The following is a 23401-nucleotide window of genomic DNA, read 5'->3' as shown; positions in this document are numbered from 1 at the left end:
GTTGGTTTATTAGTCTTTAGGTGGGTTTTTGCTTTCTGGCGGTTCTTCTTGATGTGACGACGTTTTGTGATCGGTAGGGTCGCGCTTTTTCATCTGCCCCATCTTCATATTGGCGGTATATTTTAAGGCGGCGATATTACCAATGATGACGCATAAAACGATGGTAATGATGACCCACGGATTAGTTAGTAAATCCATCATACTTCTCCACAAATATTGGTAATAAACTGAGTGTAGATGTAATCAAGCTGGCTTAACACCTCTTCCATCGCCAAGATGGGATCAAGACGCAATTGTTGCTCAAGTATCGCTGGAGAGAATTGCGCTAAACAATCGTGCGCGGTGTGCTTGTGGCTAATATGCCAAGGCTCTGGGGCCACGCCACCAAGATCGTCGGCATAGGGAAAGAAAAAACCAAATTGAGCGAGATTGTCTTTTAACCATTGATAAAATGGCGTTTGATGACCTTGTAAATACTCCCATGGCTCCAGCTTTAACTGCACGCCTTGTGGTAACAAATCACGGTCAAACAGATCAAATTCACACCCCCAATGATGACGACTGCCGCCGGGCAGTGCTGACCAGCGTAAAATTGCCATCACTTTCTCTAACTCGCTCAGTGTTGTGCTATCAATGGGTTGGCTATCACTATCGAGAATAGCGCTGTGACCTAAAATCTTATTGTTCCAAATGGTTTTCTGTCGTTCAAAGTCGCGAAAGCCACTGGCGATATTGAGATTAAACCCCGCCTGAGTCGCCGCTTGCTTGAGGCGTAGCAAATCATTGCCAACCTCAAGATGAACTAAGAAGGCTTTCTGACCAATCACCACCTCAGAGAGGTGGCTTTGGCTTTGGCCTGTGAGCTGCTCAGGCGTCATGATCACGCGAGGATATTCTCCAGTACTTTTTGATACATATCGGTCAGTTTTTCTAGGTCGGCAATACTGACACACTCATTCACTTTGTGAATGGTGGCATTCACAGGACCAAGCTCAACTACTTGTGTCCCCATTTGTGCAATAAAGCGCCCATCAGAGGTGCCACCGGTGGTCAGTAACTGTGGCTCTTTATGGTTTACGTCGGCAACGCCTTTCACTACCGCACTGAGTAATGTCCCTGTATCGGTTAAAAATGGTTGGCCGCTTAGCGTCCACTTTAGATCGTAGTCTAAACCATGCGCATCGAGGGTTGAGTGTACACGGCGTTTGATTTCACTATCCGTTAGCTCGGTACTAAAACGGAAGTTGAATTGCACGTCGAACTCGCCAGGAATAACATTTGAGGCACCAGTGCCTGCGGCTAGATTCGGGATCTGGAAGCTGGTGGGTGGGAAGTAGTCATTGCCATTATCCCATTGCGTTGCAGCAAGTTCAGCTAAGGCCGGCAGTGCTTGATGAATCGGGTTGTTGGCTAGGTGAGGATAGGCGACATGGCCTTGGGTACCCTTCACTCTTAGATCACCGGTAATTGAACCGCGACGGCCATTTTTAACCACATCACCGACGGCATGCGTACTTGATGGCTCGCCAACAATACACATATCGATGATTTCATCGCGCGCCATTAAGGTATCAACGACGCGAGTTGTGCCATTAATAAACGGGCCTTCTTCATCGGAAGTGATCAAAAAGGCAATCGAACCTGTATGGGCGGGATTCTCTTCGATGAAACGTTCGACAGCCACAACCATACAGGCGAGTGAGCCTTTCATGTCTGCTGCGCCGCGGCCATGTAAGTAGCCGTCAATCACTGTTGGCTCAAAGGGCGGGGTACGCCATTGTTCTACTGGGCCAGCAGGCACAACATCAGTATGACCGGCAAACGCAAATAGGGGCGCTTCCGCACCACGGCGAGCCCAGAAGTTGGTGGTGTCTTCAAACACCATCACTTCAATCTCAAATCCGAGTGATTTGAGACGATCTATCATCACTTGTTGGCAACCCGCATCTTCAGGGGTTACTGATTGTCGGCCAATTAAATCTTTTGCCAGAGCCAATACAGGGCTATCGCTCATCCTTGAAATCCTTTTAATAAAATATTGCTATGCAAAAACTGCTGCGTATTGATCGGCTTTAAAACCAAGGTGATATTGCCCATCAACCAGTAAAATTGGTCGCTTGATCATTGCTGGCTGCTCAACCAACAGTGAAATTGCGCTTTGCTCGTTTAAGCCGTCTTTTTGTTCCTGGCTTAGCTGACGAAAAGTGGTGCCACGCTTATTGACGACATTTTCCCAACCGAGTGCTTGGCAAAACTGAGTAATCATTTCGGAATCAACACCTTGCTTACGGTAATCGTGAAAGTCAAATTCCACGTTTTGCTCGCTGAGCCATTTCTTCGCTTTTTTTATCGTATCGCAGTTTGGAATACCATACATGATGACTTTCATTTTTCTCTCCTAAGAGGCATTTATTGTTATTTATGAATCCTATCAGGAAGTTGGTAATGAGACAAAAGTGTGACGGATATATTTTGATGAGTAAAAAATACCCCCTAAAGGGGTAGGGGAATGGCGAGTTATTGATCAAACGCAACAAACGGATTGGATAAAAGGAAATAATGTCCTTTGAAGTTTATAGGAGGTATCAATGGAACTGAGTCCTGTGTTTGCAAGGCGTTTGTATTTAGCTCTGCTAGTTGAAAGTCTAGAGAGACCAAATGTTCCTAAACTAATTGAGCAGACTGGCTGGCCACGTCGCACAATTCAAGATGTAATTAAAGCTTTACCGGGTATCGGTATTGAACTTGCTTTTGTTCAAGATGGTCGACGTCATAATGATGGCTATTATCAGCTATCGGATTGGGGCCCTTTTGATAGTCAGTGGGTGACAGACCGTGAACCGGATATTGCCGCGAGTTTAGGTTTCCGAGCTTAATCTTTGCAATAGCGTTTTACAGCATCGAGTTTGGAACTTATGTTTTTGCAATAGAGATTTTTGAAACATAGAGTTTGAGCTGAAATCACAAGTAAATGAATAACTCCCGTATTCTGGCCGTCGTTTCTATTTCGTTATGATCTCATGACATTGATATGCATTGCCAACGACGGTGAACGAGGTTGCAAAATCTTGTGGGGTGATCATGTACACCGTGTCCGCGCCAAGTTGATTGGCGCGGTTTTTTATGTCGTGCAACGCGCCCTGAATCAGCACATCATTGGCAAAGAATAAGTAAGAGTACCAGTGACCTTCACTGCCCGTAACTTCCCCTAACCACAAACAATCATCCGCATTAAAACCACTGTCCATTCTTAAATGAACCGTTTCGGCATGCTTGTCCATTATCGTTGTGGGTGTCGTGCAACCCAATATGCTGATTGAGAATAGTGCAACGACAACCGATTTACATAGCCTGTGAAACATAAACAAAAAATCCTATCCAGCTGACGGCAAGTAGCATCCAAGGCAGTATAGATCTTTTTGTGTTTGTTGAAGTTGATGTTGTTTCAGGCTGTTGAGTCTCATCACTCTTTTCGTTGTCAATGCGTTTACTTCGCTGAATTTTTTTCTTCGCTTTGTCTGCTTGGCGTGCTTTTTCTTTTTGCTGTTTTTTATATTGTGCGATGCCTTTCTCAATCCCTTGCGTGATCAGTTTGGTCTGTTCTTTTAACTTGCCCTTGTTTTTGCGTCGCCTTGGCGATGCTGGTGGCTTCTTGTTGTGTTTGTTGCGATGGGATAATTTTGTTTTTCATCTGAGGTATTTACTACTGGATCAAAGATAAGCTCATCCTAGCACGATATAATCTGTAATTAATCGCACAATCTAGCAAGAGGCACATTTGATGAAGAAAATGATTCTCGCCAGTATTCTGGTTTCGGTGCCTCTGTTTGTTTGGCTGAGAGGTTCGCCTCCGCCTAATGCGTTGTTAGAGCAAAGTGCGTTTAGCCATCAACAACAAATGAGCGATTTGCAAACCCAGTTAAAGGCTGACCCTAATCAAGCCGATTTATGGTTTCAGCTAGGTCACGGTTACTTAAATCAACAAGAGTTTACTGCTGCGCTCACTTGCTTTGACTATGCGATGCGGCTTAGTGATACACCTAGCGCCAGCCAATTATCGGCTAAGGCGAGCGCCCTGTACTATCAAAATAAGCAGCAAATGAGTGCTGAAGTGAAAGGGTTACTTAACCAGTCATTGGCATTAGAGGCGGATAATTTAACTGCATTGACTTTGCTCGCGAGTGATCACTTCATTAGTTTTCGCTATCAGCCCGCCATAGAGCTGTGGACACAGATTTTAGACTCGCAGCATCCAGATGTGGATCGCATCACGATCATTCAACTGCTCAATCAAGCCAAGCAAATGCAAGCGGGGCAGTAAACCTATTTCCGTTGACTTACCCTGACGATTATTACCTCTAGTGAGCAATTCGCAATGAGAGCAAGTGATTAAAACAAGCGAGACAAAAAAGCCGGCAATCAGTGCCGGCTTTGTGTTTAGAGGGATTGTTTAATCAGGCATTAATATTGCGCTTCGCGTTTTTCTGCCTTTTCTTCCCATTGTGGAACCACGGTGTCTAAGAAGTGCTTCTTCTCGCTGTTCATCTTGTCCATATCCATACCAAGGGCCTGTTGTGCTTTGGCTTTGGTTGAAATGTCAGGCATTTCAATTGGATCGGTGATGCCTTTTTTCGCCAGCAAACGAACCAACTTGGTACGTGCATCAGCGGCTTTATCTACCGCAGTGCCGAGTACTTCTAGCGCGACTTCCGGTGCGTGCATGTGCACCCCGTGAGAAGCAATAGCGTAATCCCAGCGCCACTGAGCATGGCGAATGTCTTGGAGGATCTCGGCCATTTCGGCGTCGGTCGCGCCTGCTTCCCATGCTGCGCCCGCTTCAAAGTGTGCGGCAACAATTTGTTTTTCAGCGGTCAACTTCATATTGAGGACTTGTGCTTTACGAGTGTTTACAATCTCCAGCATTTGATCTTTTGATTGAGTATGGCAGTTGGCACAGGTGTCTTCGAAGCGGTCAAATGGATTACCGACTTTATGATCGGTATAAACAGTGCCATCTTCTTTGGTGACCTTTGGCATATGACAATCGACACAAGCCACTTTGTTTTTGCCGTGAATCCCATCTCGCCATGTTTCATAACCCGGGTGCTGCGCTTTTAGCATTGGTGCTTTTGATACTTTGTGCGTCCAATCCTTGAAGCCGATTTCATCGTAGTACTCTTCCATTGCGCCAACAGTGGTGCCTTTATCCCAAGGGAATTTGACCGCTTTGGTTGGGCCGGTGAAGTAATATTCCACATGACATTGGCCACACACAGAGGCTTGCTGATCAAGTCGAGACTGCTGGTCGAATGGTTTGTCGATCGCTGTAAATGCGCGTTCTACATAAGGTTTGGCAAGTGCAAGGGCGGGTTCACCATTTTTGAAGCCTTCACTGCGGGTATCGTGACAGTCAGCACAGCCAATTGGGTTGACGATTTGCTCGCCTCCGCGCGCCCACTTACCAGAGAAGTAGCCGTCTTCACCTTGCTCGTCGATTACGCGCCCCACATCCGGGCTTTTACAACTCCAACAAGCCATTGGCATTGGCCCTGAGTTTTCATCGGTTGGTCCACCGGTGCGCAGAGTTTGACGTACATCATCGAGGGCGTAAAAGTGGCCGCGGGCTTTGTTGTAGTCTTTGGCAAAGCCATAACCGGCCCACAAAATAACCATGTTAGGGTCGTCCGCCAAAGCATCATCAATGCCATCACTTTCTGATGTTGCTCGCCATGAATGATATTGGTCGGGGTGTTGTTGCTCGTAAGCGTCGTTACGAGGATCGATTAACGCTTTGTCTTCAGACGCAGCAACGCTAGTAGCCGTCATGATTGAACTTGCCACTATCACTATTGCTGCAGCGGAACGTTTTATCCATTGCAATTTATTCACAGTGCTATCTCCATATTCTGTTTTTATTAGCAGCGTTGTGATCTGGCTATATTCCAAACTAAGAATTGGAGTTGCTAAGAGTGAGTTTAAAGAATTGTAAATATTTATGTGTTGGTCATTTATTGTTCATTGTTTGAGATCAATTTAAGTAGGTGACCGAGTTCAAAAATGGCCATTTATACCACTAAAGGGGTAGTTGCTCTTATTTGTTTGGTAATGAGTTTCAATTGCATTAATTGTTTTTATTCAGTGGGTTAGCGTGAGCGTTGTGACTGGTAAAGGGTGATCAGTATCGAGTTTTTAAGCTTGTTAGGTGCGGGATAAAGTCAGCAGGGGTAGTATATCCATAGAAGCGTTGTGGCTTTATCCAAAATAGGAATTGATTTCATTTGATACAAAGTGTGTATCAAAGGATTTTAATTTTTACTCATTTCTATGTCAGTTGTCTTTAGAACTGTGGAATAGAATGAGAACAAGGAAAGGATAATATGGGCAATATAAAGTTGGCCATAGTCATAATGCTGAAGTTATTCCTCTCATTATGCCTCTATGGTTATTCTCTTCATGCCGTTGCCGACACAATAGCGGTTGAGTCTCCAACCTCCTCTGCACGACATGAAGTCACTCTGATCCGTGATAAAGACTACAAATGTATTCAATGTCATAAGGATTCCAAACAAACCTTATCTGGTTCGCATGGTGAAACGGCGCATCAAGCGCTCGGACGAGATGTCAATTGCGTTGATTGCCATAGCAGTATTGGCCCAGATCACCGTGAAGGCGCACCTAAAGTCATTAAATACTCGAGTGCACAATCGCAAGCGGGCAGTGATAAAGTGTTTCTTGATCCCGACACGATTCTTAAAGCCAATAGCCAATGTGTTGACTGCCACCAACCTGGTGATTTACGTGAATCAAGTTGGACGCATGATGTACACGCCAAAAACTTAACCTGTTCAAATTGCCACGATGTTCATGCGACCAAAGCCAAAGTGTTGGAGTTTGAGCATAAGCAGCGCGTTAAGCTCTGTGTTGATTGCCACGCGGATTTCACTCAATTGAATAAGGAGAAGTAGCATGAAATGTTCTCGACGAAACTTCTTAACGAGTGCCGGTGCTGGCGCGGTGATCTTTACCACTGGCGGGTTGGGTGTGGCGGCTCTACAAAATGCTCAGGCAAGCAGTGATGAACAGAAGCCCCCTAAGCGCTATGGCATGGTGCATGACGAAACTGCTTGCATTGGCTGTACCGCTTGTATGGATGCGTGCCGCGAGGTGAATAAAGTGCCAGCTGGCGTTTCTCGCCTTGAGATCTTGCGTAGTGAGCCGCAAGGTGAATTTCCTGATGTTGATTACCGTTTTACCCGAAAATCTTGCCAACATTGTGAAAATCCACCGTGTGTTTACGTTTGCCCTACGGGCGCTGCTTATAAGGATGAAGAGACCGGTATTGTTGATGTACATAAAGAGAAGTGTGTCGGCTGTGGTTATTGTTTAGCCGCTTGTCCTTACCAAGTGCGCTTTTTTAATCCGGAAGATCACGCGGCGGATAAATGTAATTTCTGCCGAGATACTAATTTGGCACAGGGCAAGCAACCAGCCTGTGTTGAGTCTTGTCCCACTCAGGCGCTCACTTTTGGTGATCTCAATGATCCGAATAGTGACGTCAATAATATTATCGACAATAAGGTGGTTTATCGCGATAAGGCCCATTTAGGCACCAAGCCTAAATTGTATAAAGTGCCTCATCAAAAAGGGGAGATCTCATCATGATAGGATTCGACAGTGCGTTCCAATTTGATTCGTTGGTTTGGGACTGGATTATTGCGGTGTATCTCTTCTTGGCTGGTATGTCTGCGGGTGCTGTGATGATTGCGCTTTATCTTAAGCGCCATGTTATTGAGGGCGACCCTGCTAATAATGGCATTATCAAAGCCATGGCGTGGCTGGCGCCGTTTGGCATCATCTCTGGTTTAACCATACTTATTTTCCACCTGACGAAGCCGCTTTCGTTTTGGAAGATCATGATCTTCTTCAACCCTAATTCAGTGATGTCGATGGGGGTGATTTTATTCCAAGTCTATATGGTGGTTCTGTTTATCTGGATAGGTATGCTGTTTAGAACGCCAATCATGAATTGGTTTGATGGAAAACTGCCCGATAAACTGCTCAATTTTGCCGATGGCCTGTTGCTGAAAAGTGGCCGATGGAGCAATGGTATTGAGCTGTTCCTTGGTTTTCTAGCGATTGTGCTAGCCGCTTATACTGGCTTTTTACTATCGGCATTGAAAACCTATCCAATGCTCAATAACCCTGTTTTACCTTTGCTGTTTTTGTTCTCAAGTCTGTCATCGGGAGTCGCAGCGTGTTTGATGTTTGGTATCTTGCTGTTTAAAGAGCCTGTGAGCAGCCCAAGTGTGGCTTGGGTGCACTACATTGAAAAACCGATTGTGATGTTCGAGCTGTTTATTTTGGTCACTTTCTTTACCGGTTTGATTTTCAGCGGCGGGCAAAACGAAGTGTCTGCTTGGAATGCCATCGGTGGTGGTTTCTGGTCAAACTGGTTCTGGTTTGGTGTGGTCTTGATGGGGATGTTACTGCCATTAACACTGAATAGCGTGATGTCGAAACGTATTCAGCATCAATGTGGTTATATCTTTGTTGTCACCATGCTGAGTTTAGTTGGGGTACTGATGCTACGTACCTTTATCCTTTATGCTGGTCAAATGACGGTGGTGTAATCGATGATTGGAGAGGTAGGGCATTTTGCTTTAATTTGGCTGGCAGTCTCGAGCTTAATGAGTACGGTTTGCTATGCATGGCAAAAGTGGCAACTAAAGCGAGTACCTACTTCTTTATCGTTTATTGTCGGTCTTAATGGCGTGGTCGCAACGTTAAGTTTATTGATGTTGGCGCTACTGTTTGTTCAAGACCAATTTCAATATGATTACGTGGCTTCTCATTCCAATTCGGCTTTACCTGTCTATTTTAAGGTGGCCGCAGTTTGGGGGGGCCATCAAGGTTCGATGCTGTTTTGGGTCTTTACTTTATCACTCTGTTCGGCATTAATTTCACGCCTAAGTACGAGTAAAGAGTCTGCTTTAACCGGTTATATTGAGGATGTCTGCTGGGTGATGCAGCTGTTTGTGGCTGCCTTTGCCTGGTTTACCTTATTGGCCTCCAATCCATTTGTTTATGCTTCCGTTCTGGTCGAACAGGGGCGCGATCTTAACCCTATGTTGCAAGATATTGGGCTGATCTTTCATCCACCGCTGCTCTATTTAGGTTACATTGGTTTTTCTACTGTATTTGCTTTTGCTTTCGCGGCGTTACTTCAAAGACCTTATAATCCCGCTTGGATAAAACTCTGTTTGCCTTGGGCGATTCTTGCGTGGTTCTTTCTCACCATTGGTATCGTTGTGGGGGCTTGGTGGGCGTATAACGAACTCGGTTGGGGTGGCTGGTGGTTTTGGGACCCGGTGGAAAATGCTTCACTTCTCCCTTGGCTTACTGGTAGTGCATTGTTGCATGTCATGCTTGCGGCAAGGCGCCAGCAACAATTGATGATCTGGGTGGTTATTCTGGCACTGGTTACCTTTAATTTGAGCATTCTTGGCACTTTTATTGTGCGCTCAGGTATTTTGACCTCCGTACATGCATTCGCCGTCGATCCGAGTAAAGGTATTGCGCTTCTGTTGATTTTAGCAGTGACCTTGCTGGTGGGCTTTGTGTTATTGATGCTGAGGAGTGACATGATTCAAAGCGCGCCGATTCAATCGTTGTTCGGTCGAGGCTATTTGATTCTACTCTCACTGGGCTTGTTTTTAGTGGCTACGCTCACGGTGTTACTTGGTACCTTTTATCCGATGTTGTATGAGATGATCGGCTTGGGGCAGATTTCAGTTGGGGCACCTTATTTTAACACCCTGTTTTACCCATTAAGCTTGATCGCATTATTGGTCATGGGGGCGGTTCCACTTCTGAAATGGCATCACGGCAGTCATCTAACACCAACTCAGATCATTTCCCTTGCTAGCATCAGCTTAGCGGCGGGTGCAAGCCTTTACGTACTGCAAGTTGAGGCATTTTCCTTTGCGACATTACTGGTTTGGGCTGGCGCGTGTTGGGTGATCGTGACGCACAGCTATTTCGCTATGATGCAGCGAAAAGTGACCTTTATGTTACTTGCTCATGTCGGCTTTGCGATAGGCTCGATTGGCGCGGTAATGAATGCTGAACACTCTTATGAACTGAATCAGAAAATGTCAGCCGGGACGGTGATCGAAGTGGGTGACTGGCAGGTTGAGTATCTAGAGAGTCATTGGTATATCGGAGCAAATTACACTGCACAGCAAGGCATTATTGAATTTCGTCGCGGTAACGACCACTTTATCGTTAAGCCTGAACGTCGCCATTATCCTGTACGAGTGATGAACATGAGTGAGCCATCAATCAAGAGTGTTTGGAATGGTGATTACTATCTTACGCTCGGCCCAAAAGTGAGTGCACAAGCCTACGCGGTTAAGATTCAATTCAAAGCATATGTTAATTGGATTTGGTTCGGTGCACTGCTGGCGGCTTTTGGGGCTTTAATTCCTTTATCAGCACGAGTTGTCGCTCGTTATAAAGCTCGGAGTGCGTATGGCATTATCGCACAAGCCTAAAGTCATTATGCTACTCGCAGGGCTTTTGATTTTTCTTCTTTTTTTATTGTTGGGTATTCGCGCGCCTCACTCGCCGTCGCAGGGAAAATCGGCTGTGGCGATGTTTCCAACTCAGGCAGTCACCACGTTGGCAGCAACAAAACAAATTACACCTCAAACTTTGTTTCAATCTGACTACCAGTTGGTGAATGTGTGGGCTTCATGGTGTGGTGTTTGTCGTGTCGAGCACCAGTTCTTAAACCAACTCGCGGTAAAAGATATTCCCCTGATTGGGTTGAATTATCGTGATAGTCAGACGCAAGCTCAGCGTTACCTCGACTCATTGGGTGACCCATACCAAACGGTGATCTATGATCCTAACGGCAACCTTGCGATTGATTTAGGAGTAATAGGCACACCGGAAACCTATTTGGTGGATCGGCATGGCGCCATTTTATATAAACACACTGGCGTGCTTGATCAGCAAGTATGGCAGAGTGCTTTTGCTGATTACTTTGACTGACAAGGAGGGGGGATGAGGACGATAGTATGGTTATCAATGTTGATGGTGAACCTTGTTTGGGCTGACTCTTCTGAGTTGTTTATCCCATCGGCACAATCGCAAATTACCCGCGTTGAATTATTCCAATTTACCTCGCCGGAAAAGCAGCGTCAGGCAATTGAGTTGGCGAAATCATTGCGTTGCCCACAATGCCAAAATCAAAACTTGGTGGAATCTAATTCACCGATAGCACTGGATCTACGCTTGTTGGTGTTTGAAAAAATCAATCAAGGTCAGAGTGAACAGCAAGTGATCGATTTTATGACCGCAAGATATGGTGATTTTGTGTTGTATAAGCCGCCATTTGTCTGGGCGAATGCGTTATTGTGGGGGCTTCCGGTATTTATGCTGTTGCTGTTTTTGTGGCATAGTGCAACGCGGATTCGAAAAGGGCGCTATGCTTCGGCTGAGGTTTCCTCTGATGATTCAGGTGCACAACGTCGATAAATAGCCGCCCTATGGTATTACCCCTCTCTTCATTTTATCTAACTCGTTCAGCAGCGGTACTTTTCTAAAATGGCTGGAAAAATTGTCTTTAGTTCGTCGCCAAAGATGGGGTAGAGTGACGGTAAATTCAATTCAGAAAAGTCTTTCCCCGTGCAGTACACAATTGAACAATACGATAAAAATGGCTTTCTTAACGCACCGAAATGGCTTTGGCTCGGCTGGATGTTACTGGCAAAAGCATGGGTGGTTTTTGTGGTTGCAGGCGCGAGCCGTGATAGTGGTAGTACGATATTAAGTTACGTCTACCCAGATCATGACATGCTGTATCTCGGTTTGATGATGGGAATTCCGAGTATCGCGTTAATGTGGTTAGTCAGTTTACGTACACCAGAACGCCGCTGGGCAAGTTTATTTGTTTCTTGGGGCAAGCCGATTACGCTCGCAACTGCGGTTAGCCAATTGATCCAAAGTGTTTACCATGTTTATCTGCAGGCTGGCGCATTTAGCTGGGCTAATGGCTTAATAATGTTACTACTTTTATGGTTTTGCATTTATGTTTACAAAAGCAAAACGGTACGAGATTGTTTTCTGATCCCAGCAACAGATAACAACTGATCCCAATCAAAACACCGATTTCAATAATCATTACACTGAGCAAAAATAAAATAACGAGGAGCTCTTAAATGTCACAGCCTCAAACGGCCATCCTTCCAGAAGCGGAGCCATTTGCACAGTACATTCAGCTAAAAGTACGTCAAAATGCCGCGCAAGTTCTTACTCAACTACAAGCTTTACCAAGCTTGGTGGACGAACTTAATCAACAGCAATCCAATGCGAAGTTAAGTCTTTCTATCGCATTCACTCATCATTTTTGGGCGCAATTGAATCAAGCCATGCCAGCTGAGTTGATTGAATTTCCTCAACTAGGTGAAGGTGACATTGTTGCTCCAAGCAGCGATGTTGATGTTTTGATTCATCTGCATTCAACCCGTCCTGATTTACACTTTTATGTGGTACGCAAACTGCTTGCCGAAATTGCAGATGATGTTGTGGTTGTCGATGAAACCGCCGGTTTCCGCTACCTTGATGCGCGTGACATGACGATGTTTATCGATGGTACTGAAAACCCGAAAGAAGGCATGCGTGAAGAAGTCGCCATCGTTCCTCAAGGGGAGTTTGTTGGCGGTAGCTACGTGATGGTTCAACGTTTTATCCATAACTTACCGGCATGGAATCGTCTTAGTGTACAAGCACAAGAGAAAGTGATCGGCCGTACTAAACCTGATTCGATCGAGTTAGACGATGTGCCTGCCGCTTCGCACGTGGGTCGTGTTGACATCAAAGAAGATGGCAAGGGATTGAAGATTGTTCGTCATAGCTTGCCATATGGTAGTGCAAGTGGCGAGCATGGACTGCTGTTTATCGCTTACTGCAATACACTACATAATTTTAAAACCATGCTAGAAAGCATGTATGGCGTAACCGACGGTAAAACCGACCAGATGTTGCGTTTTACGCACGCGGTAACCGGTGCGTACTTCTTTGCACCAAGCCAAGAAATGCTGCAGAGTCTTCGCGTTAAGTAATCGTTCATTACTTAGCATGATAGATTGAAAAACCGAGCCTGCGAGCTCGGTTTTTTTATACTTGTTCCTCTCATGCGCAAAAAAGCTAAAGATCTCTGAGATTTGCCGATAAAAAGACAATACCGGTAAAAGGCTATTTATCTTATGACGATCACTGTTAATACCAATGTCTCGGCAATGACCGCGCAACGCCATCTTGGCAACGCAACGCAATTGCTGAATCAATCCTTGGAGAGACTCTCTTCAGGGAGTCGTATTAATAGCGCTAAGGATGATGCGGCGGGATTGCAGATATCCAATCGTCTTGAAAGCCAAATGAGTGGACTTGATGTGGCGATGCGTAATGCCAATGATGGTATTTCCATCATGCAGACTGCGGAAGGGGCGATGACAGAGTCGACCAATATCCTGCAACGCATGCGTGATCTCTCTTTACAATCTTCTAATGGCTCGAATAGTGGTTCGGAGCGGCAAGCCCTTCAAGAAGAAATGACGGCTTTGAATGATGAATTGAACCGAATTGCTGAAACCACCTCTTTTGGTGGTCGAAAATTGCTCAACGGATCGTTTAAAGAGGCTGCTTTTCAGATTGGTGCCAGTTCTGGTGAAGCGGTGCAGGTATCATTGAATAATATGCGTACCGATACGTTGGCTATGGGTGGTTTTAGCTATGTCGCGGGAGCTAAGGCGAATGAAGAGTGGCAGGTCGGCGCGGATAATCGCCAATTAAATCTCTCTTTTACTAACGCGAAAGGCGTGCAAGAGCAAATTAATATCCAAGCCAAAGTAGGTGATGATATCGAAGAGTTGGCTACCTATATTAACGGTCAAACCGATAGAGTATCGGCTTCTGTGAATGAAGAGGGACAACTGCAGCTCTATATGGCTGGCAAGGAAACTTCCGGTACGATCAGTTTTTCCGGTAGCTTAGCCAACCAACTGCAGATGAACCTGACTGGATATGAGTCGGTTGATAGTCTCGATATCACTCAAGCCGGTGGAGCACAGCGCGCGGTCTCGGTGATTGATACTGCTTTGCAGTTTGTTGATAGCCATCGAGCTGAGTTGGGGGCAATGCAAAATCGTTTTGGTCACTCGATTAATAATCTCAGTAATATTAACGAGAATCTTGCTGCCTCGAACAGTCGGATTAAAGATACCGACTACGCCAAAGAAACCACGCAAATGGTTAAGCAGCAAATCTTGCAGCAAGTGAGTACCTCTATTTTGGCGCAAGCGAAACAACAACCTAACCTCGCTTTAACCCTTTTAAATTAATCTTGTATAGCCAATAGGGCGCGTGAATGCGGATAGCATAAGGCGTGGCTTGTGCGCTTGTCTTAAAAAAGAGAACGCTATCGACCAGTGATAATAAACCTTTAGTAAATAAATCGACTTTTTATTGTTTTTATCCCGCTCATCACACTCTTCTGGCTAAAGCGTCTTTTTTCAAAAAAAACTTAAAAAAATTCTAAAGGTTTTCAAAACCGCGCCGTTAATAAAAGTAACTTTGAGAGAACTACTTGGTTTTCCGAGACGTCGGAAACCGGAAACATCGGAAAATCAATTGGAGATAACACCATGGCAGTGAATGTAAATACTAACGTTTCAGCAATGACAGCTCAGCGTTACCTTAACCAAGCAACTAGCGCACAACAAACTTCAATGGAGCGTCTATCGTCTGGTTCTAAAATCAACAGCGCAAAAGATGACGCTGCTGGTCTACAAATTTCAAACCGCTTGAATGTACAAAGCCGCGGTCTAGATGTTGCAGTACGTAACGCGAACGATGGTATCTCTATCGCTCAGACTGCTGAAGGCGCGATGAACGAAACAACGAACATCCTGCAACGTATGCGTGACCTATCGCTACAATCTTCAAACGGTTCTAACTCTGATTCAGAGCGTGTAGCAATCCAGGAAGAAGTAACATCTCTAAACGATGAGCTTAACCGTATTGCTGAAACTACCTCTTTCGGTGGTAACAAGCTTCTAAACGGTACGTTCAGCACTAAATCAATGCAAATTGGTGCGGACAACGGTGAAGCAGTAATGCTAACGCTAAACGACATGCGCAGCGATAACGCGGGCATGGGTGGTACAGCGTACAAAGCAGCGGCTGAAAACGCTAAAGATAAAGATTGGGGTGTAGAAGCGGGTAAAAACACGCTAGAAATCACTCTAACTGCTAAAGATGGTGCAGCACCTGAAACTATCGCTATCAACGCGAAAGAAGGTGACGATATCGAAGAACTAGCAACTTACATCAACGGTCAAACAGATAAAGTTAAAGCATCTGTTGACGAAGATGGTCGTCTACAAGTGTTCGCTGGTAGCAACAAAGTTGACGGTGCAGTGTCTTTCGGTGGTTCACTAGCGGGTGAACTAGGTATGAGCGCAGGTAAAGCGGAAACGGTTGATACTATCGACGTAACTTCTGTTGGTGGCGCACAGCAATCTGTAGCGGTAATCGACGCAGCACTAAACTACGTAGATAGCCACCGTGCAGAACTAGGTGCATTCCAAAACCGTTTCGACCATGCAATCAGCAACTTAGATAACATCAACGAAAACGTGAACGCATCTAAGAGCCGCATCAAAGACACTGACTTCGCGAAAGAAACAACAGCGCTTACTAAGTCGCAAATTCTTTCTCAAGCATCAAGCTCAGTTCTTGCTCAAGCGAAACAAGCGCCAAACTCTGCACTAAGCCTACTAGGCTAATCGTCAGAATAAAAAAACCCAGCCTCGGCTGGGTTTTTTTGTATCTGACTATTACCACTCAACAAAAGATTTCGATGAATTTCACGCTTTTGTTATCAATTTAGCTGAATGATAAAAAAAGCGAATTTTTCTCTAAAGGTTACATTTTCCTCGCCGTTAAAGGACTGAGAGAAATGATATGCGTCAAAGTGAGGTGAGAGACACTGCGGCGCATGCCCCGATGCCAAAGGAGATCAATTATGGCGATCAACGTAAACACGAATGTGTCTGCAATGACAGCACAGCGGTACGTAAACAATGCAACCGACGGGATGCAGAAGTCTATGGAACGCTTGTCGTCAGGTTACAAAATCAACAGCGCGAAAGATGATGCTGCTGGTCTGCAAATTTCAAACCGCTTAACATCTCAAAGCCGTGGTTTGGATATGGCAGTAAAAAATGCCAATGATGGTATTTCGATTGCGCAAACCGCAGAAGGTGCGATGAATGAAACCACCAATATTCTGCAACGTATGCGCGATCTATCATTGCAATCATCAAACGGTTCGAATTCAAGTTCTGAGCGTGTTGCGATCCAAGAAGAAGTGACAGCATTAAACGATGAACTCAATCGTATTGCGGAAACAACTTCCTTTGGTGGTAATAAGCTATTGAATGGACAGTACGGTAGCCAATCTTTTCAGATTGGTTCAAGCTCGGGTGAGGCGGTAAAACTGACCATGGGTGACATGCGTTCAGATACGGCCAACATGGGTGGTAAAACGTACCAAGTGACAGCCGGTAAAACGCCTGATTGGCGAGTACAAGCGGACACCACTGACATCACATTTGATTATTCAGATGCGAACGGTGAAGCGAAGTCATTGACGATCAACGCGAAAGCAGGTGATGATATTGAGCAATTGGCCACTTATATTAATGGTCAAAGCGACGATGTTAAAGCCTCTGTGGGCGAAGATGGTAAAATGCAGTTATTTGCAGCAACAAACCAAGTGAAAGGCGAAGTCACCGTGGGTGGTGCACTGGGCAGTGATCTCGGTTTTGCAGCCGCAAAAGACGTGACAGTCGCTGACGTGGATGTGAGCACAGTGGCAGGATCGCAATTAGCGGTTTCTGTGATTGATAGCGCGCTTAAATCCGTTGATAGCCAACGAGCATCGTTAGGTGCTTTCCAAAACCGTTTTGATCATGCGATCAGCAATTTGGATAACATCAATGAAAACGTAAACGCATCGCGTGGACGTATTCGTGATACTGACTATGCAAAAGAAACAACCCAAATGACCAAGTCGCAGATTTTGCAGCAAGCCAGTACTTCGGTTTTGGCACAAGCGAAGCAGAGCCCAACTGCAGCATTAAGTCTCTTGGGTTAAGGTCAAGCAATACCGAGCTGACTAAGCCAAGCTCCTGAAGGTGGATTGGCTTATGAGGTGGAAGGGAGATTGTTATGGAGATACCGTCCTACGCATCGAACATCCAGTCCCATGGCTCACAAAGTGGCACTAAAATTGCTTCAGGATATGATAATTCGCAAGGCACTTCCTCGGCTTCGAAGGCAGTTGTGGCATCAGAAATAAGCCAGTTAACCTCACGCGGAATTGAACAAGCAATGGAAGCGACTCAGTCTCAACTGAAGTTTTCAGAGCAAGAACGTGAGAAAGTAGTGGAACAGATGAATGAGTTCATCTCGACCATTCAAACTGGCTTATCGTTTCGGGTAGATGAAGCGTCCGGACGAGATGTGGTGACCATCTATGAAGAGAGTACTGGTGAAATTATTCGCCAGATACCTGATGAGGAGATGTTAGAAGTTTTGCGGCGTCTTAGAGAACAAACAGCGCGTTATTCGTCAGGGCTGTTGATCGATAAGGTGTAATGTATTTTTGAGGTGATTAGATGAGTTTTGGCCCCGTAGGGATGAATTCTGGCATGGATATCAATGCCATGGTCGGCAAAATTGTTGAGGCGGAGCGTGCACCTAAGCAGCAACGTATTAACAATGAGCAGACCAAAATTGAATCCAGTGTTAGTGCCTACGGCCGACTCAGAGAGTCGCTGGATACGATGAAAAACTTGATGGCGAGTTTTCGCCAAGAAAAGGCGTTTGCGGCAAGAAAGGTTGATACTACTGATGATGCCGTCGTGTCAGCAACCGCCACTACTGAAGCGATCGCAGGCCGTTATGCTGTCGATGTGTTGCAACTTGCTCAAAGCCATAAGATTGCCTCGGATGTTTTTCCAGACGATGCAAAATTTGGTGAGGGCAAGTTGCGTATTTCGCTTGGTAACAAGTCATTCGATGTAGACGTAAAACAGCACTCTAAGCTAAGCGATGTTGTCCGTGGAATTAACGGCAGCAAAAGCAACCCTGGAGTGCGTGCGTCAGTGATCAATGATACCAACGGTCCTCGTTTGATTGTTGCCTCTGATTTATCTGGTCAAGACCATGCGGTCAGCATGAAAGTGGAGACCAACCAACCGAATAACCTTCTTAAGCAGTTAGAGTACAAAACTCTAGAGCAGCGTGTCTCTGATTTAGAAAAAGCACGTGCCACGGCTCAAGAACTGCTGAATCCTTTAACGCCTCAAGAGCAATTGGTCGCCGATCGTATCGCCCAACGCAATATCGATGCGGCAAAGGTTGTCGATAGTGAGATTGCCGATGCAAGCCGACAGGCGGCAACGGTTGTCGACCCTAATGCGGCAAAAGACATCACACCGGTTAACCAAATTTCCGAAAAAGCCATTGCGGCTGCTGCGGGCGCAGGGCAAGCGGCCAACAAATACATCAAACCAGAAGATCGCATCCCAGGGTGGACACCAACTGCATCGGGCACGTTACTCGATTCTTATTGGGAGCCAGAGCCACAGCTAGATGACAAAGCGCGTGAAAAAGCGGGCGATATTCCGGGATGGAGCAATACCGCTTCTGGGACACTGACCGATTCTTATGTCACGCCTAAAGAAGCGCAAGCCGCACTGGATAAGAAACTGGCTGCCGAACAAGCGGTCATTAAGGCTGCGCATCAAGATGAAATCGATCAAATTGATGCGGCATTGGCGGCGGGTAATATGGATGATGTGCAAGCCAAGCAGGCAAAAATGGAGATGTTACCGCCCGAACAGCGCGATTATTTACAGCGTATCGAGCAAGCTCAACAGGCGTTAAAAGCGGCACAAGGCTCATTTGATACCTACAGCGGTATGAGTCAGGTGCAAGCCGCGCAAGATTCTAAAGTCATGCTTGATGGTGTTGCTCAGCTATCGAGTAACAATAACATCATTGAAAATGCGATTGATGGGGTCGACTTGACTCTTAAAGGCCGCACTCAACCGGGTAAACAAGCCTCTGAAATCGACATTGAGTATGATCGTCAAGGTGTGCGTGAAGATATTGAACAGTTCGTTTCGGCGTATAACCAGTTCTACCAATTGTCGAAAGATCTCGCCACGTTTGATCCAATGACAGGCCAAGCAGGCCCATTAGCGGGTGACAGCATTATCCGCAGCGCAGATTCACGTTTAAAGGCGGTTTTCTCCCAATCGGTCGAGCCTGCACCACAAGATCTAAAGTCACTGACGGAATTTGGCATCACCACGACTCGTCAGGGCTCATTGGAAATAAACTATGAAATGCTTGATCGCCAACTGAACAACAATTTCAATAAATTGGAAGATTTTTTCGGCGGCAATCAGGGATTCGCTAAAAAAGTGGAAGATGCGATCCATGGCTTAACTGGCGTACAGGGTTCGCTGCGAACTCGTGAGCAGAGTCTTGTTGAACGAAACTACCGTTTGCAAGATGATCAAGTGAAACTCGATCGTCGTATGGAAGGTTTACAAGACCGCACTCACGCCAAATTTAGTGCGATGCAAGATTCAACCAGCAATATGCAAGCGCAGTTAGCGGGGATGATGAGTGCACTCAACCGATAATTTCACCGAACAACTTAAGCAGTTAAGTGATCTAGATCACGTAATAAAGAGTGAGCTTTCAGCCAGTGACATTAACACTGAAGAAATCACTGAGTTGGTCGATAAAAGAGAACAATTGTTGCAGAGACTGCTCTGCACGATAGACGAGTTGCCACAATTATCTCAAACTGAGCAGTGGCAACAAGCAATCAAAGAGACTCAAAATGTGGTGCTGCTGATGCAAAGCAAAACCACATTGATCGGTCAAACATTATATAAGTATCGGCACGGCAATAAGTCCGTGCAGCAATATAAAAAGTTTTTGTAGAAGAGGAATGCTATGCGCGGTTCATTACAGGCTTATAAGAAGGTATCGGTAGATAGCCAGCTCACCGCGGCCTCCCCGCATAAAATCGTTCAGATGCTGATGGCGGGCGCAATTGAGCGCTTGATTCAAGGCAAGGCTGCAATGCAGCAAGGAAATATTCCTGTAAAAGGTGAACGTTTAGGTAAAGCGCTCGACATCATCATTAGTTTACGCAGTTGTTTATCGATGGATGATGGTGGAGATATTGCGCAAAACTTGGATCAACTCTACGAATTTATGATTACGCAGATCACTGCCGCAAATCATAAGAATGACCCTCAACCTTTGGATGATGTGATTGACATTATTCGTGAGATCAAATCGGCGTGGGATCAGATACCAACAGAGTTTCATAACCTAACTGCGCAAGATGTAGGGATGTAATAAAATCATTAAAAAAGGTTAAATTATTTAGATATTTAAAAGAAATAGCCTTGGCTTAATATCACACCTCCTAATTGCTTGGTTGCCTTATTTTTTTTATCAAATAAAATAGAAGCCACTAACTAGCCTAGTGGCTTATTTTATTGCCGAATTTTGTAAATTGATTGTCGTTAATAATTACTCGAACTAAGAGACGCGATTTTCATCAGTTTGGCCGATTCAAGTATTTAATGAAGGCAATCATTCTCATCTATGCAAGGCTTAGCAAAACTACTTGTTATTGAAGACGACGCTCAGGCGCAAACGAATCTAGCTTCTATTTTAGATTTTGTTGGCGAGCCATGCGAAGTTGTCAATGCAGCACAAATTGATACGTTAGACTTTTCAGGCGTTTGGTCTGGTTGCATCATTGGTTCTATTCTTCAACCAGCACACGCAACCAAGCTTAACGAAAAACTGTCTCGCGCCAGTCATATCCCACTTCTGATCGCCAACAAGCAGTTTACGTTTGCCGAGGAGTTGACTAACTATGTTGGTGACCTCGCTTATCCGCTGAATTACCCGCAATTGAGTGAAGCTTTACGCCATTGTAAGGATTTTCTTGGTCGCAAAGGTGTTAACGTTGTTTCTTCTGCTCGTAAAAATACGCTCTTTCGTAGCCTAGTTGGTCAGAGCCGTGGCATTAAAGATGTCCGCCACCTGATTGAGCAAGTCTCGTCGACGGAAGCCAATGTCTTGATTCTTGGTGAGTCGGGAACGGGTAAAGAAGTGGTGGCGCGCAATATTCATTATCATTCTTCTCGCCGCGGTGGGCCTTTTGTGCCAATCAACTGTGGTGCGATTCCACCTGATTTGTTGGAAAGTGAGTTATTTGGCCACGAAAAAGGCGCATTTACTGGTGCGATCACCGCGCGTAAAGGCCGTTTTGAGTTAGCAGAAGGCGGCACGCTATTCCTTGATGAAATTGGCGACATGCCAATGCCAATGCAAGTGAAACTACTGCGTGTGTTGCAAGAGCGTTGTTTTGAGCGAGTGGGTGGCAACAACACTATTCGTGCTGATGTTCGCGTGATTGCCGCAACGCATCGCAATTTAGACATCATGATCAGCGACGAATCTTTCCGAGAAGATCTTTACTACCGAATTAATGTTTTCCCGATTGAAATGCCAGCTTTGCGTGATCGTAAGGAAGACATTCCTTTGTTGTTGCAAGAACTGATGACGCGTATGCAAGCAGAAGGGGCACAACCAATCTGCTTTACGCCACGGGCAATCAACTCCTTAATGGAACATGATTGGCCAGGCAACGTGCGTGAGTTAGCCAATTTAGTCGAACGAATGATCATCCTTTATCCCAACAGTTTGGTCGACGTCAATCACTTGCCAACTAAGTATCGTTATAGTGATATTCCTGAATTTCAGCCAGAATCGAACCCATTGGTTTCGGTTGAAGAGCAAGAGCGTGACGTACTACACAACATCTTCTCTGACGATTTTAGTTTGGATGAGCTCGATGTATTTGCTGATAATGAACACGCACCACAAGCTCTACCACCAGAAGGATTGAATCTTAAAGAGATGCTGGCAGAGCTTGAGGTTAATATGATCAACCAAGCGCTTGATGCACAAGCGGGTGTGGTGGCACGTGCTGCTGATATGCTGGGTATGCGTCGTACTACCTTGGTAGAGAAGATGCGAAAGTACAATCTTCAACGTTAGTTTTTTGTAGTGTCAAAATAATGGCGCTGCATTAAGTTGTTGAAAATTAAAAATAAATGGCTTGGCGTGTATTTTGCATGTCAGGCCATTGTAGTATTCAAGGCAAAAAAACGGCGTAGGCGCATAACCCATGGACAACCATTTAGGCTCATTAGAAGAACAAGTAGAACGCTATAAACAGGTTTTAGATGTGATGCCTGCGGGAGTTATTCTGCTCGACACTCAAGGTGTGGTGCGTGAAGTAAACCCAGAAGCGGAACGTCTATTGGAAGTACCATTGGTGGGATATAAATGGTTTGAAGTCATTCAGTGGGCTTTTGCCCCACGTGAAGACGATGGCCATGAGATTTCGTTACGTAATGGACGTAAAGTGCGTTTAGCCATCTCTGCTTCAGCGACGGGACAGCTCATTCTGATTACGGATCTGACCGAGACCCGTTTATTGCAGTCACGCATTAGCGATCTACAGCGCTTATCTTCGTTAGGAAGAATGGTGGCATCCTTGGCACATCAAGTGAGAACACCACTCTCGAGCGCGATGCTTTATGCCTCAAATCTTGCGGCGCCAAATTTACCGCCAGCGACAAAAGATCGCTTTCAAAGCAAGTTAGTTGATCGACTGCAAGACCTTGAAAAACAAGTTAATGATATGCTGTTGTTTGCCAAAGGTGGCGACAACAAGGTTGTGAAAGCATTTACCGTTGCCGAATTGGTGGCGGAATTCTCACCTATGGTCGAAACGGCGTTGAAGAATAACCTCATCGACTATTGCCTAGAAGTAGAAGGCGAAGAGACTCGGCTGTTGGGTAATGCTAATGCAATAGCGTCGGCGCTGAGTAACTTGGTGATGAATGCGATTCAAATTGCGGGCAAAGAGTCACAAATTGATGTCTTTTTCCGTCCGGTAAATAACGAATTAAAGATCTCGGTGCAAGACAGTGGGCCGGGTGTAGCGAAAGAATTGCAGCAAAAAATTATGGAACCTTTCTTTACCACTCGCTCACAAGGTACTGGCCTTGGTTTAGCGGTAGTACAGATGGTTTGTCGCGCGCACGACGGAAAATTGGAACTCATTTCTGAGGAAGGGGATGGAGCATGTTTTACCATGTGCATACCACTGGAAAGTGCTCCCCAACTCGACCAATCAGTCACGACTGGAGAATAA

The 23401-nt window shown here is 45.4% G+C and carries 25 protein-coding genes and 1 pseudogene; 19 read left to right on the top strand and 7 right to left on the bottom strand.

Going from position 1 to position 23401, the window contains the following annotated elements; genetic code table 11:
• Positions 1-9 precede the first annotated feature (9 nt).
• From RH86_RS01500 to RH86_RS01485, 4 genes are read right to left on the bottom strand one after another with little or no spacing between them, the layout of a single operon-like run.
• Complete coding sequence (locus tag RH86_RS01500; protein ID WP_009384527.1) at positions 10-198, bottom strand: DUF2897 family protein; 189 nt, start codon at positions 196-198, stop codon at positions 10-12.
• Complete coding sequence (locus RH86_RS01495; protein WP_038219064.1) at positions 198-878, bottom strand: M15 family metallopeptidase; 681 nt, start codon at positions 876-878, stop codon at positions 198-200. The genes RH86_RS01500 and RH86_RS01495 overlap by 1 nt, the downstream gene beginning before the upstream one ends.
• 2 nt (positions 879-880) lie before the next feature.
• A complete protein-coding gene (dapE, locus tag RH86_RS01490; protein ID WP_005598948.1) occupies positions 881-2014 on the bottom strand; it encodes a succinyl-diaminopimelate desuccinylase in 1134 nt (377 codons plus the stop codon).
• 27 nt (positions 2015-2041) lie between these two features.
• Complete coding sequence (locus tag RH86_RS01485; protein ID WP_009384525.1) at positions 2042-2389, bottom strand: ArsC family reductase; 348 nt, start codon at positions 2387-2389, stop codon at positions 2042-2044.
• 199 nt (positions 2390-2588) lie between these two features.
• Here RH86_RS01485 and RH86_RS01480 point away from each other — a divergent pair, with 199 nt between their 5' ends.
• Positions 2589-2876, top strand: a complete 288-nt coding sequence (locus tag RH86_RS01480) for a helix-turn-helix domain-containing protein (protein ID WP_005598943.1) — start codon at positions 2589-2591, stop codon at positions 2874-2876.
• Positions 2877-3002: 126 nt separating this feature from the next.
• Here RH86_RS01480 and RH86_RS01475 read toward each other — a convergent pair whose 3' ends face one another.
• Together RH86_RS01475 and RH86_RS01470 are read right to left on the bottom strand one after the other, a co-directional pair.
• Entirely contained in the window at positions 3003-3362 is a 360-nt protein-coding gene (locus RH86_RS01475; protein WP_038219062.1) for a DUF4156 domain-containing protein, read from the bottom strand.
• Positions 3343-3691 (bottom strand): annotated as a pseudogene (locus RH86_RS01470) (DUF2956 domain-containing protein). Before RH86_RS01470 ends, RH86_RS01475 begins: the two are co-directional and overlap by 20 nt.
• Before the next feature lie 90 nt (positions 3692-3781).
• Between RH86_RS01470 and RH86_RS01465 the strand changes: the two are divergent.
• The gene (locus RH86_RS01465) at positions 3782-4321 is read left to right on the top strand and encodes a nitrite reductase (RefSeq protein ID WP_009384522.1); all 540 of its coding nucleotides are present in this window, start codon (positions 3782-3784) and stop codon (positions 4319-4321) included.
• A gap of 140 nt (positions 4322-4461) precedes the next feature.
• Here RH86_RS01465 and nrfA read toward each other — a convergent pair whose 3' ends face one another.
• Entirely contained in the window at positions 4462-5889 is a 1428-nt protein-coding gene (gene nrfA / locus RH86_RS01460) for an ammonia-forming nitrite reductase cytochrome c552 subunit (RefSeq protein WP_005598936.1), read from the bottom strand.
• 488 nt (positions 5890-6377) lie between these two features.
• On the opposite strand from nrfA, the gene nrfB reads away from it, so the two are divergent.
• The 17 genes from nrfB to RH86_RS01375 all read left to right on the top strand — a co-directional run bounded on the left by nrfB (position 6378) and on the right by RH86_RS01375 (position 23401).
• Complete coding sequence (gene nrfB, locus RH86_RS01455; protein WP_009384521.1) at positions 6378-6965, top strand: cytochrome c nitrite reductase pentaheme subunit; 588 nt, start codon at positions 6378-6380, stop codon at positions 6963-6965.
• Between the two features lies 1 nt (position 6966).
• Positions 6967-7662, top strand: a complete 696-nt coding sequence (nrfC, locus tag RH86_RS01450) for a cytochrome c nitrite reductase Fe-S protein (RefSeq protein ID WP_005598932.1) — start codon at positions 6967-6969, stop codon at positions 7660-7662.
• The gene (nrfD, locus tag RH86_RS01445; RefSeq protein WP_009384520.1) at positions 7659-8630 is read left to right on the top strand and encodes a cytochrome c nitrite reductase subunit NrfD; all 972 of its coding nucleotides are present in this window, start codon (positions 7659-7661) and stop codon (positions 8628-8630) included. Before nrfC ends, nrfD begins: the two co-directional genes overlap by 4 nt.
• A gap of 3 nt (positions 8631-8633) precedes the next feature.
• Complete coding sequence (locus RH86_RS01440; protein WP_009384519.1) at positions 8634-10553, top strand: heme lyase CcmF/NrfE family subunit; 1920 nt, start codon at positions 8634-8636, stop codon at positions 10551-10553.
• Positions 10531-11055, top strand: coding sequence for a DsbE family thiol:disulfide interchange protein (locus RH86_RS01435; RefSeq protein WP_009384518.1), 525 nt, complete (start codon positions 10531-10533; stop codon positions 11053-11055). Before RH86_RS01440 ends, RH86_RS01435 begins: the two co-directional genes overlap by 23 nt.
• A gap of 12 nt (positions 11056-11067) precedes the next feature.
• Positions 11068-11541, top strand: a complete 474-nt coding sequence (gene nrfF / locus RH86_RS01430) for a heme lyase NrfEFG subunit NrfF (RefSeq protein WP_038219059.1) — start codon at positions 11068-11070, stop codon at positions 11539-11541.
• A 150-nt stretch (positions 11542-11691) separates the two neighbouring features.
• Entirely contained in the window at positions 11692-12156 is a 465-nt protein-coding gene (locus RH86_RS01425) for a DUF2919 domain-containing protein (protein WP_009384516.1), read from the top strand.
• A gap of 68 nt (positions 12157-12224) precedes the next feature.
• The gene (locus RH86_RS01420) at positions 12225-13127 is read left to right on the top strand and encodes a Dyp-type peroxidase (protein WP_009384515.1); all 903 of its coding nucleotides are present in this window, start codon (positions 12225-12227) and stop codon (positions 13125-13127) included.
• A gap of 144 nt (positions 13128-13271) precedes the next feature.
• Positions 13272-14405, top strand: coding sequence for a flagellin (locus RH86_RS01415; RefSeq protein ID WP_009384514.1), 1134 nt, complete (start codon positions 13272-13274; stop codon positions 14403-14405).
• Positions 14406-14708: 303 nt separating this feature from the next.
• Positions 14709-15851 carry a flagellin gene (locus tag RH86_RS01410; RefSeq protein ID WP_006710514.1) on the top strand — a complete coding sequence of 381 codons (1143 nt, stop codon included), beginning with the start codon at positions 14709-14711 and terminating at the stop codon, positions 15849-15851.
• 239 nt (positions 15852-16090) lie between these two features.
• Positions 16091-17224, top strand: coding sequence for a flagellin (locus tag RH86_RS01405; protein ID WP_009384513.1), 1134 nt, complete (start codon positions 16091-16093; stop codon positions 17222-17224).
• Between the two features lie 74 nt (positions 17225-17298).
• On the top strand, positions 17299-17727 hold the full coding sequence (gene flaG / locus RH86_RS01400; protein WP_005598399.1) for a flagellar protein FlaG: 429 nt from the start codon (positions 17299-17301) through the stop codon (positions 17725-17727).
• 20 nt (positions 17728-17747) lie between these two features.
• A complete protein-coding gene (fliD, locus tag RH86_RS01395; RefSeq protein WP_009384512.1) occupies positions 17748-19787 on the top strand; it encodes a flagellar filament capping protein FliD in 2040 nt (679 codons plus the stop codon).
• Entirely contained in the window at positions 19771-20094 is a 324-nt protein-coding gene (locus RH86_RS01390) for a flagellar protein FliT (RefSeq protein WP_009384511.1), read from the top strand. The genes fliD and RH86_RS01390 overlap by 17 nt, the downstream gene beginning before the upstream one ends.
• Positions 20095-20106: 12 nt before the next feature.
• A complete protein-coding gene (fliS, locus tag RH86_RS01385) occupies positions 20107-20517 on the top strand; it encodes a flagellar export chaperone FliS (RefSeq protein WP_005598393.1) in 411 nt (136 codons plus the stop codon).
• Between the two features lie 252 nt (positions 20518-20769).
• A complete protein-coding gene (locus tag RH86_RS01380; RefSeq protein WP_005598391.1) occupies positions 20770-22236 on the top strand; it encodes a sigma-54 dependent transcriptional regulator in 1467 nt (488 codons plus the stop codon).
• A 130-nt stretch (positions 22237-22366) separates the two neighbouring features.
• A complete protein-coding gene (locus RH86_RS01375) occupies positions 22367-23401 on the top strand; it encodes a sensor histidine kinase (protein WP_005598389.1) in 1035 nt (344 codons plus the stop codon).

The sequence above is a fragment of the Vibrio sp. N418 genome, assembly GCF_000222565.1.
GTDB classification, from domain to species: Bacteria; Pseudomonadota; Gammaproteobacteria; order Enterobacterales; family Vibrionaceae; genus Vibrio; species Vibrio scophthalmi.
Note: the sequence above shows the minus strand (reverse complement) of the source record. Positions and strands in the feature narration are given on the sequence as shown.

Excerpts from the sequence above, each read along its gene's own strand:
- RH86_RS01465 (WP_009384522.1), top strand. The coding sequence starts at position 3,782 with ATGAAGAAAATGATTCTCGCCAGTATTCTGGTTTCGGTGCCTCTGTTT.
- flaG (WP_005598399.1), top strand. The coding sequence starts at position 17,299 with ATGGAGATACCGTCCTACGCATCGAACATCCAGTCCCATGGCTCACAA.
- RH86_RS01485 (WP_009384525.1), bottom strand. The coding sequence starts at position 2,389 with ATGAAAGTCATCATGTATGGTATTCCAAACTGCGATACGATAAAAAAA.
- RH86_RS01405 (WP_009384513.1), top strand. The coding sequence starts at position 16,091 with ATGGCGATCAACGTAAACACGAATGTGTCTGCAATGACAGCACAGCGG.
- nrfF (WP_038219059.1), top strand. The coding sequence starts at position 11,068 with ATGAGGACGATAGTATGGTTATCAATGTTGATGGTGAACCTTGTTTGG.
- nrfD (WP_009384520.1), top strand. The coding sequence starts at position 7,659 with ATGATAGGATTCGACAGTGCGTTCCAATTTGATTCGTTGGTTTGGGAC.
- RH86_RS01415 (WP_009384514.1), top strand. The coding sequence starts at position 13,272 with ATGACGATCACTGTTAATACCAATGTCTCGGCAATGACCGCGCAACGC.
- RH86_RS01420 (WP_009384515.1), top strand. The coding sequence starts at position 12,225 with ATGTCACAGCCTCAAACGGCCATCCTTCCAGAAGCGGAGCCATTTGCA.
- fliS (WP_005598393.1), top strand. The coding sequence starts at position 20,107 with ATGCGCGGTTCATTACAGGCTTATAAGAAGGTATCGGTAGATAGCCAG.
- RH86_RS01435 (WP_009384518.1), top strand. The coding sequence starts at position 10,531 with ATGGCATTATCGCACAAGCCTAAAGTCATTATGCTACTCGCAGGGCTT.
- RH86_RS01475 (WP_038219062.1), bottom strand. The coding sequence starts at position 3,362 with ATGTTTCACAGGCTATGTAAATCGGTTGTCGTTGCACTATTCTCAATC.
- fliD (WP_009384512.1), top strand. The coding sequence starts at position 17,748 with ATGAGTTTTGGCCCCGTAGGGATGAATTCTGGCATGGATATCAATGCC.
- RH86_RS01410 (WP_006710514.1), top strand. The coding sequence starts at position 14,709 with ATGGCAGTGAATGTAAATACTAACGTTTCAGCAATGACAGCTCAGCGT.
- RH86_RS01500 (WP_009384527.1), bottom strand. The coding sequence starts at position 198 with ATGGATTTACTAACTAATCCGTGGGTCATCATTACCATCGTTTTATGC.
- RH86_RS01440 (WP_009384519.1), top strand. The coding sequence starts at position 8,634 with ATGATTGGAGAGGTAGGGCATTTTGCTTTAATTTGGCTGGCAGTCTCG.
- RH86_RS01480 (WP_005598943.1), top strand. The coding sequence starts at position 2,589 with ATGGAACTGAGTCCTGTGTTTGCAAGGCGTTTGTATTTAGCTCTGCTA.
- nrfC (WP_005598932.1), top strand. The coding sequence starts at position 6,967 with ATGAAATGTTCTCGACGAAACTTCTTAACGAGTGCCGGTGCTGGCGCG.
- nrfB (WP_009384521.1), top strand. The coding sequence starts at position 6,378 with ATGGGCAATATAAAGTTGGCCATAGTCATAATGCTGAAGTTATTCCTC.
- RH86_RS01380 (WP_005598391.1), top strand. The coding sequence starts at position 20,770 with ATGCAAGGCTTAGCAAAACTACTTGTTATTGAAGACGACGCTCAGGCG.
- RH86_RS01495 (WP_038219064.1), bottom strand. The coding sequence starts at position 878 with ATGACGCCTGAGCAGCTCACAGGCCAAAGCCAAAGCCACCTCTCTGAG.
- dapE (WP_005598948.1), bottom strand. The coding sequence starts at position 2,014 with ATGAGCGATAGCCCTGTATTGGCTCTGGCAAAAGATTTAATTGGCCGA.
- RH86_RS01375 (WP_005598389.1), top strand. The coding sequence starts at position 22,367 with ATGGACAACCATTTAGGCTCATTAGAAGAACAAGTAGAACGCTATAAA.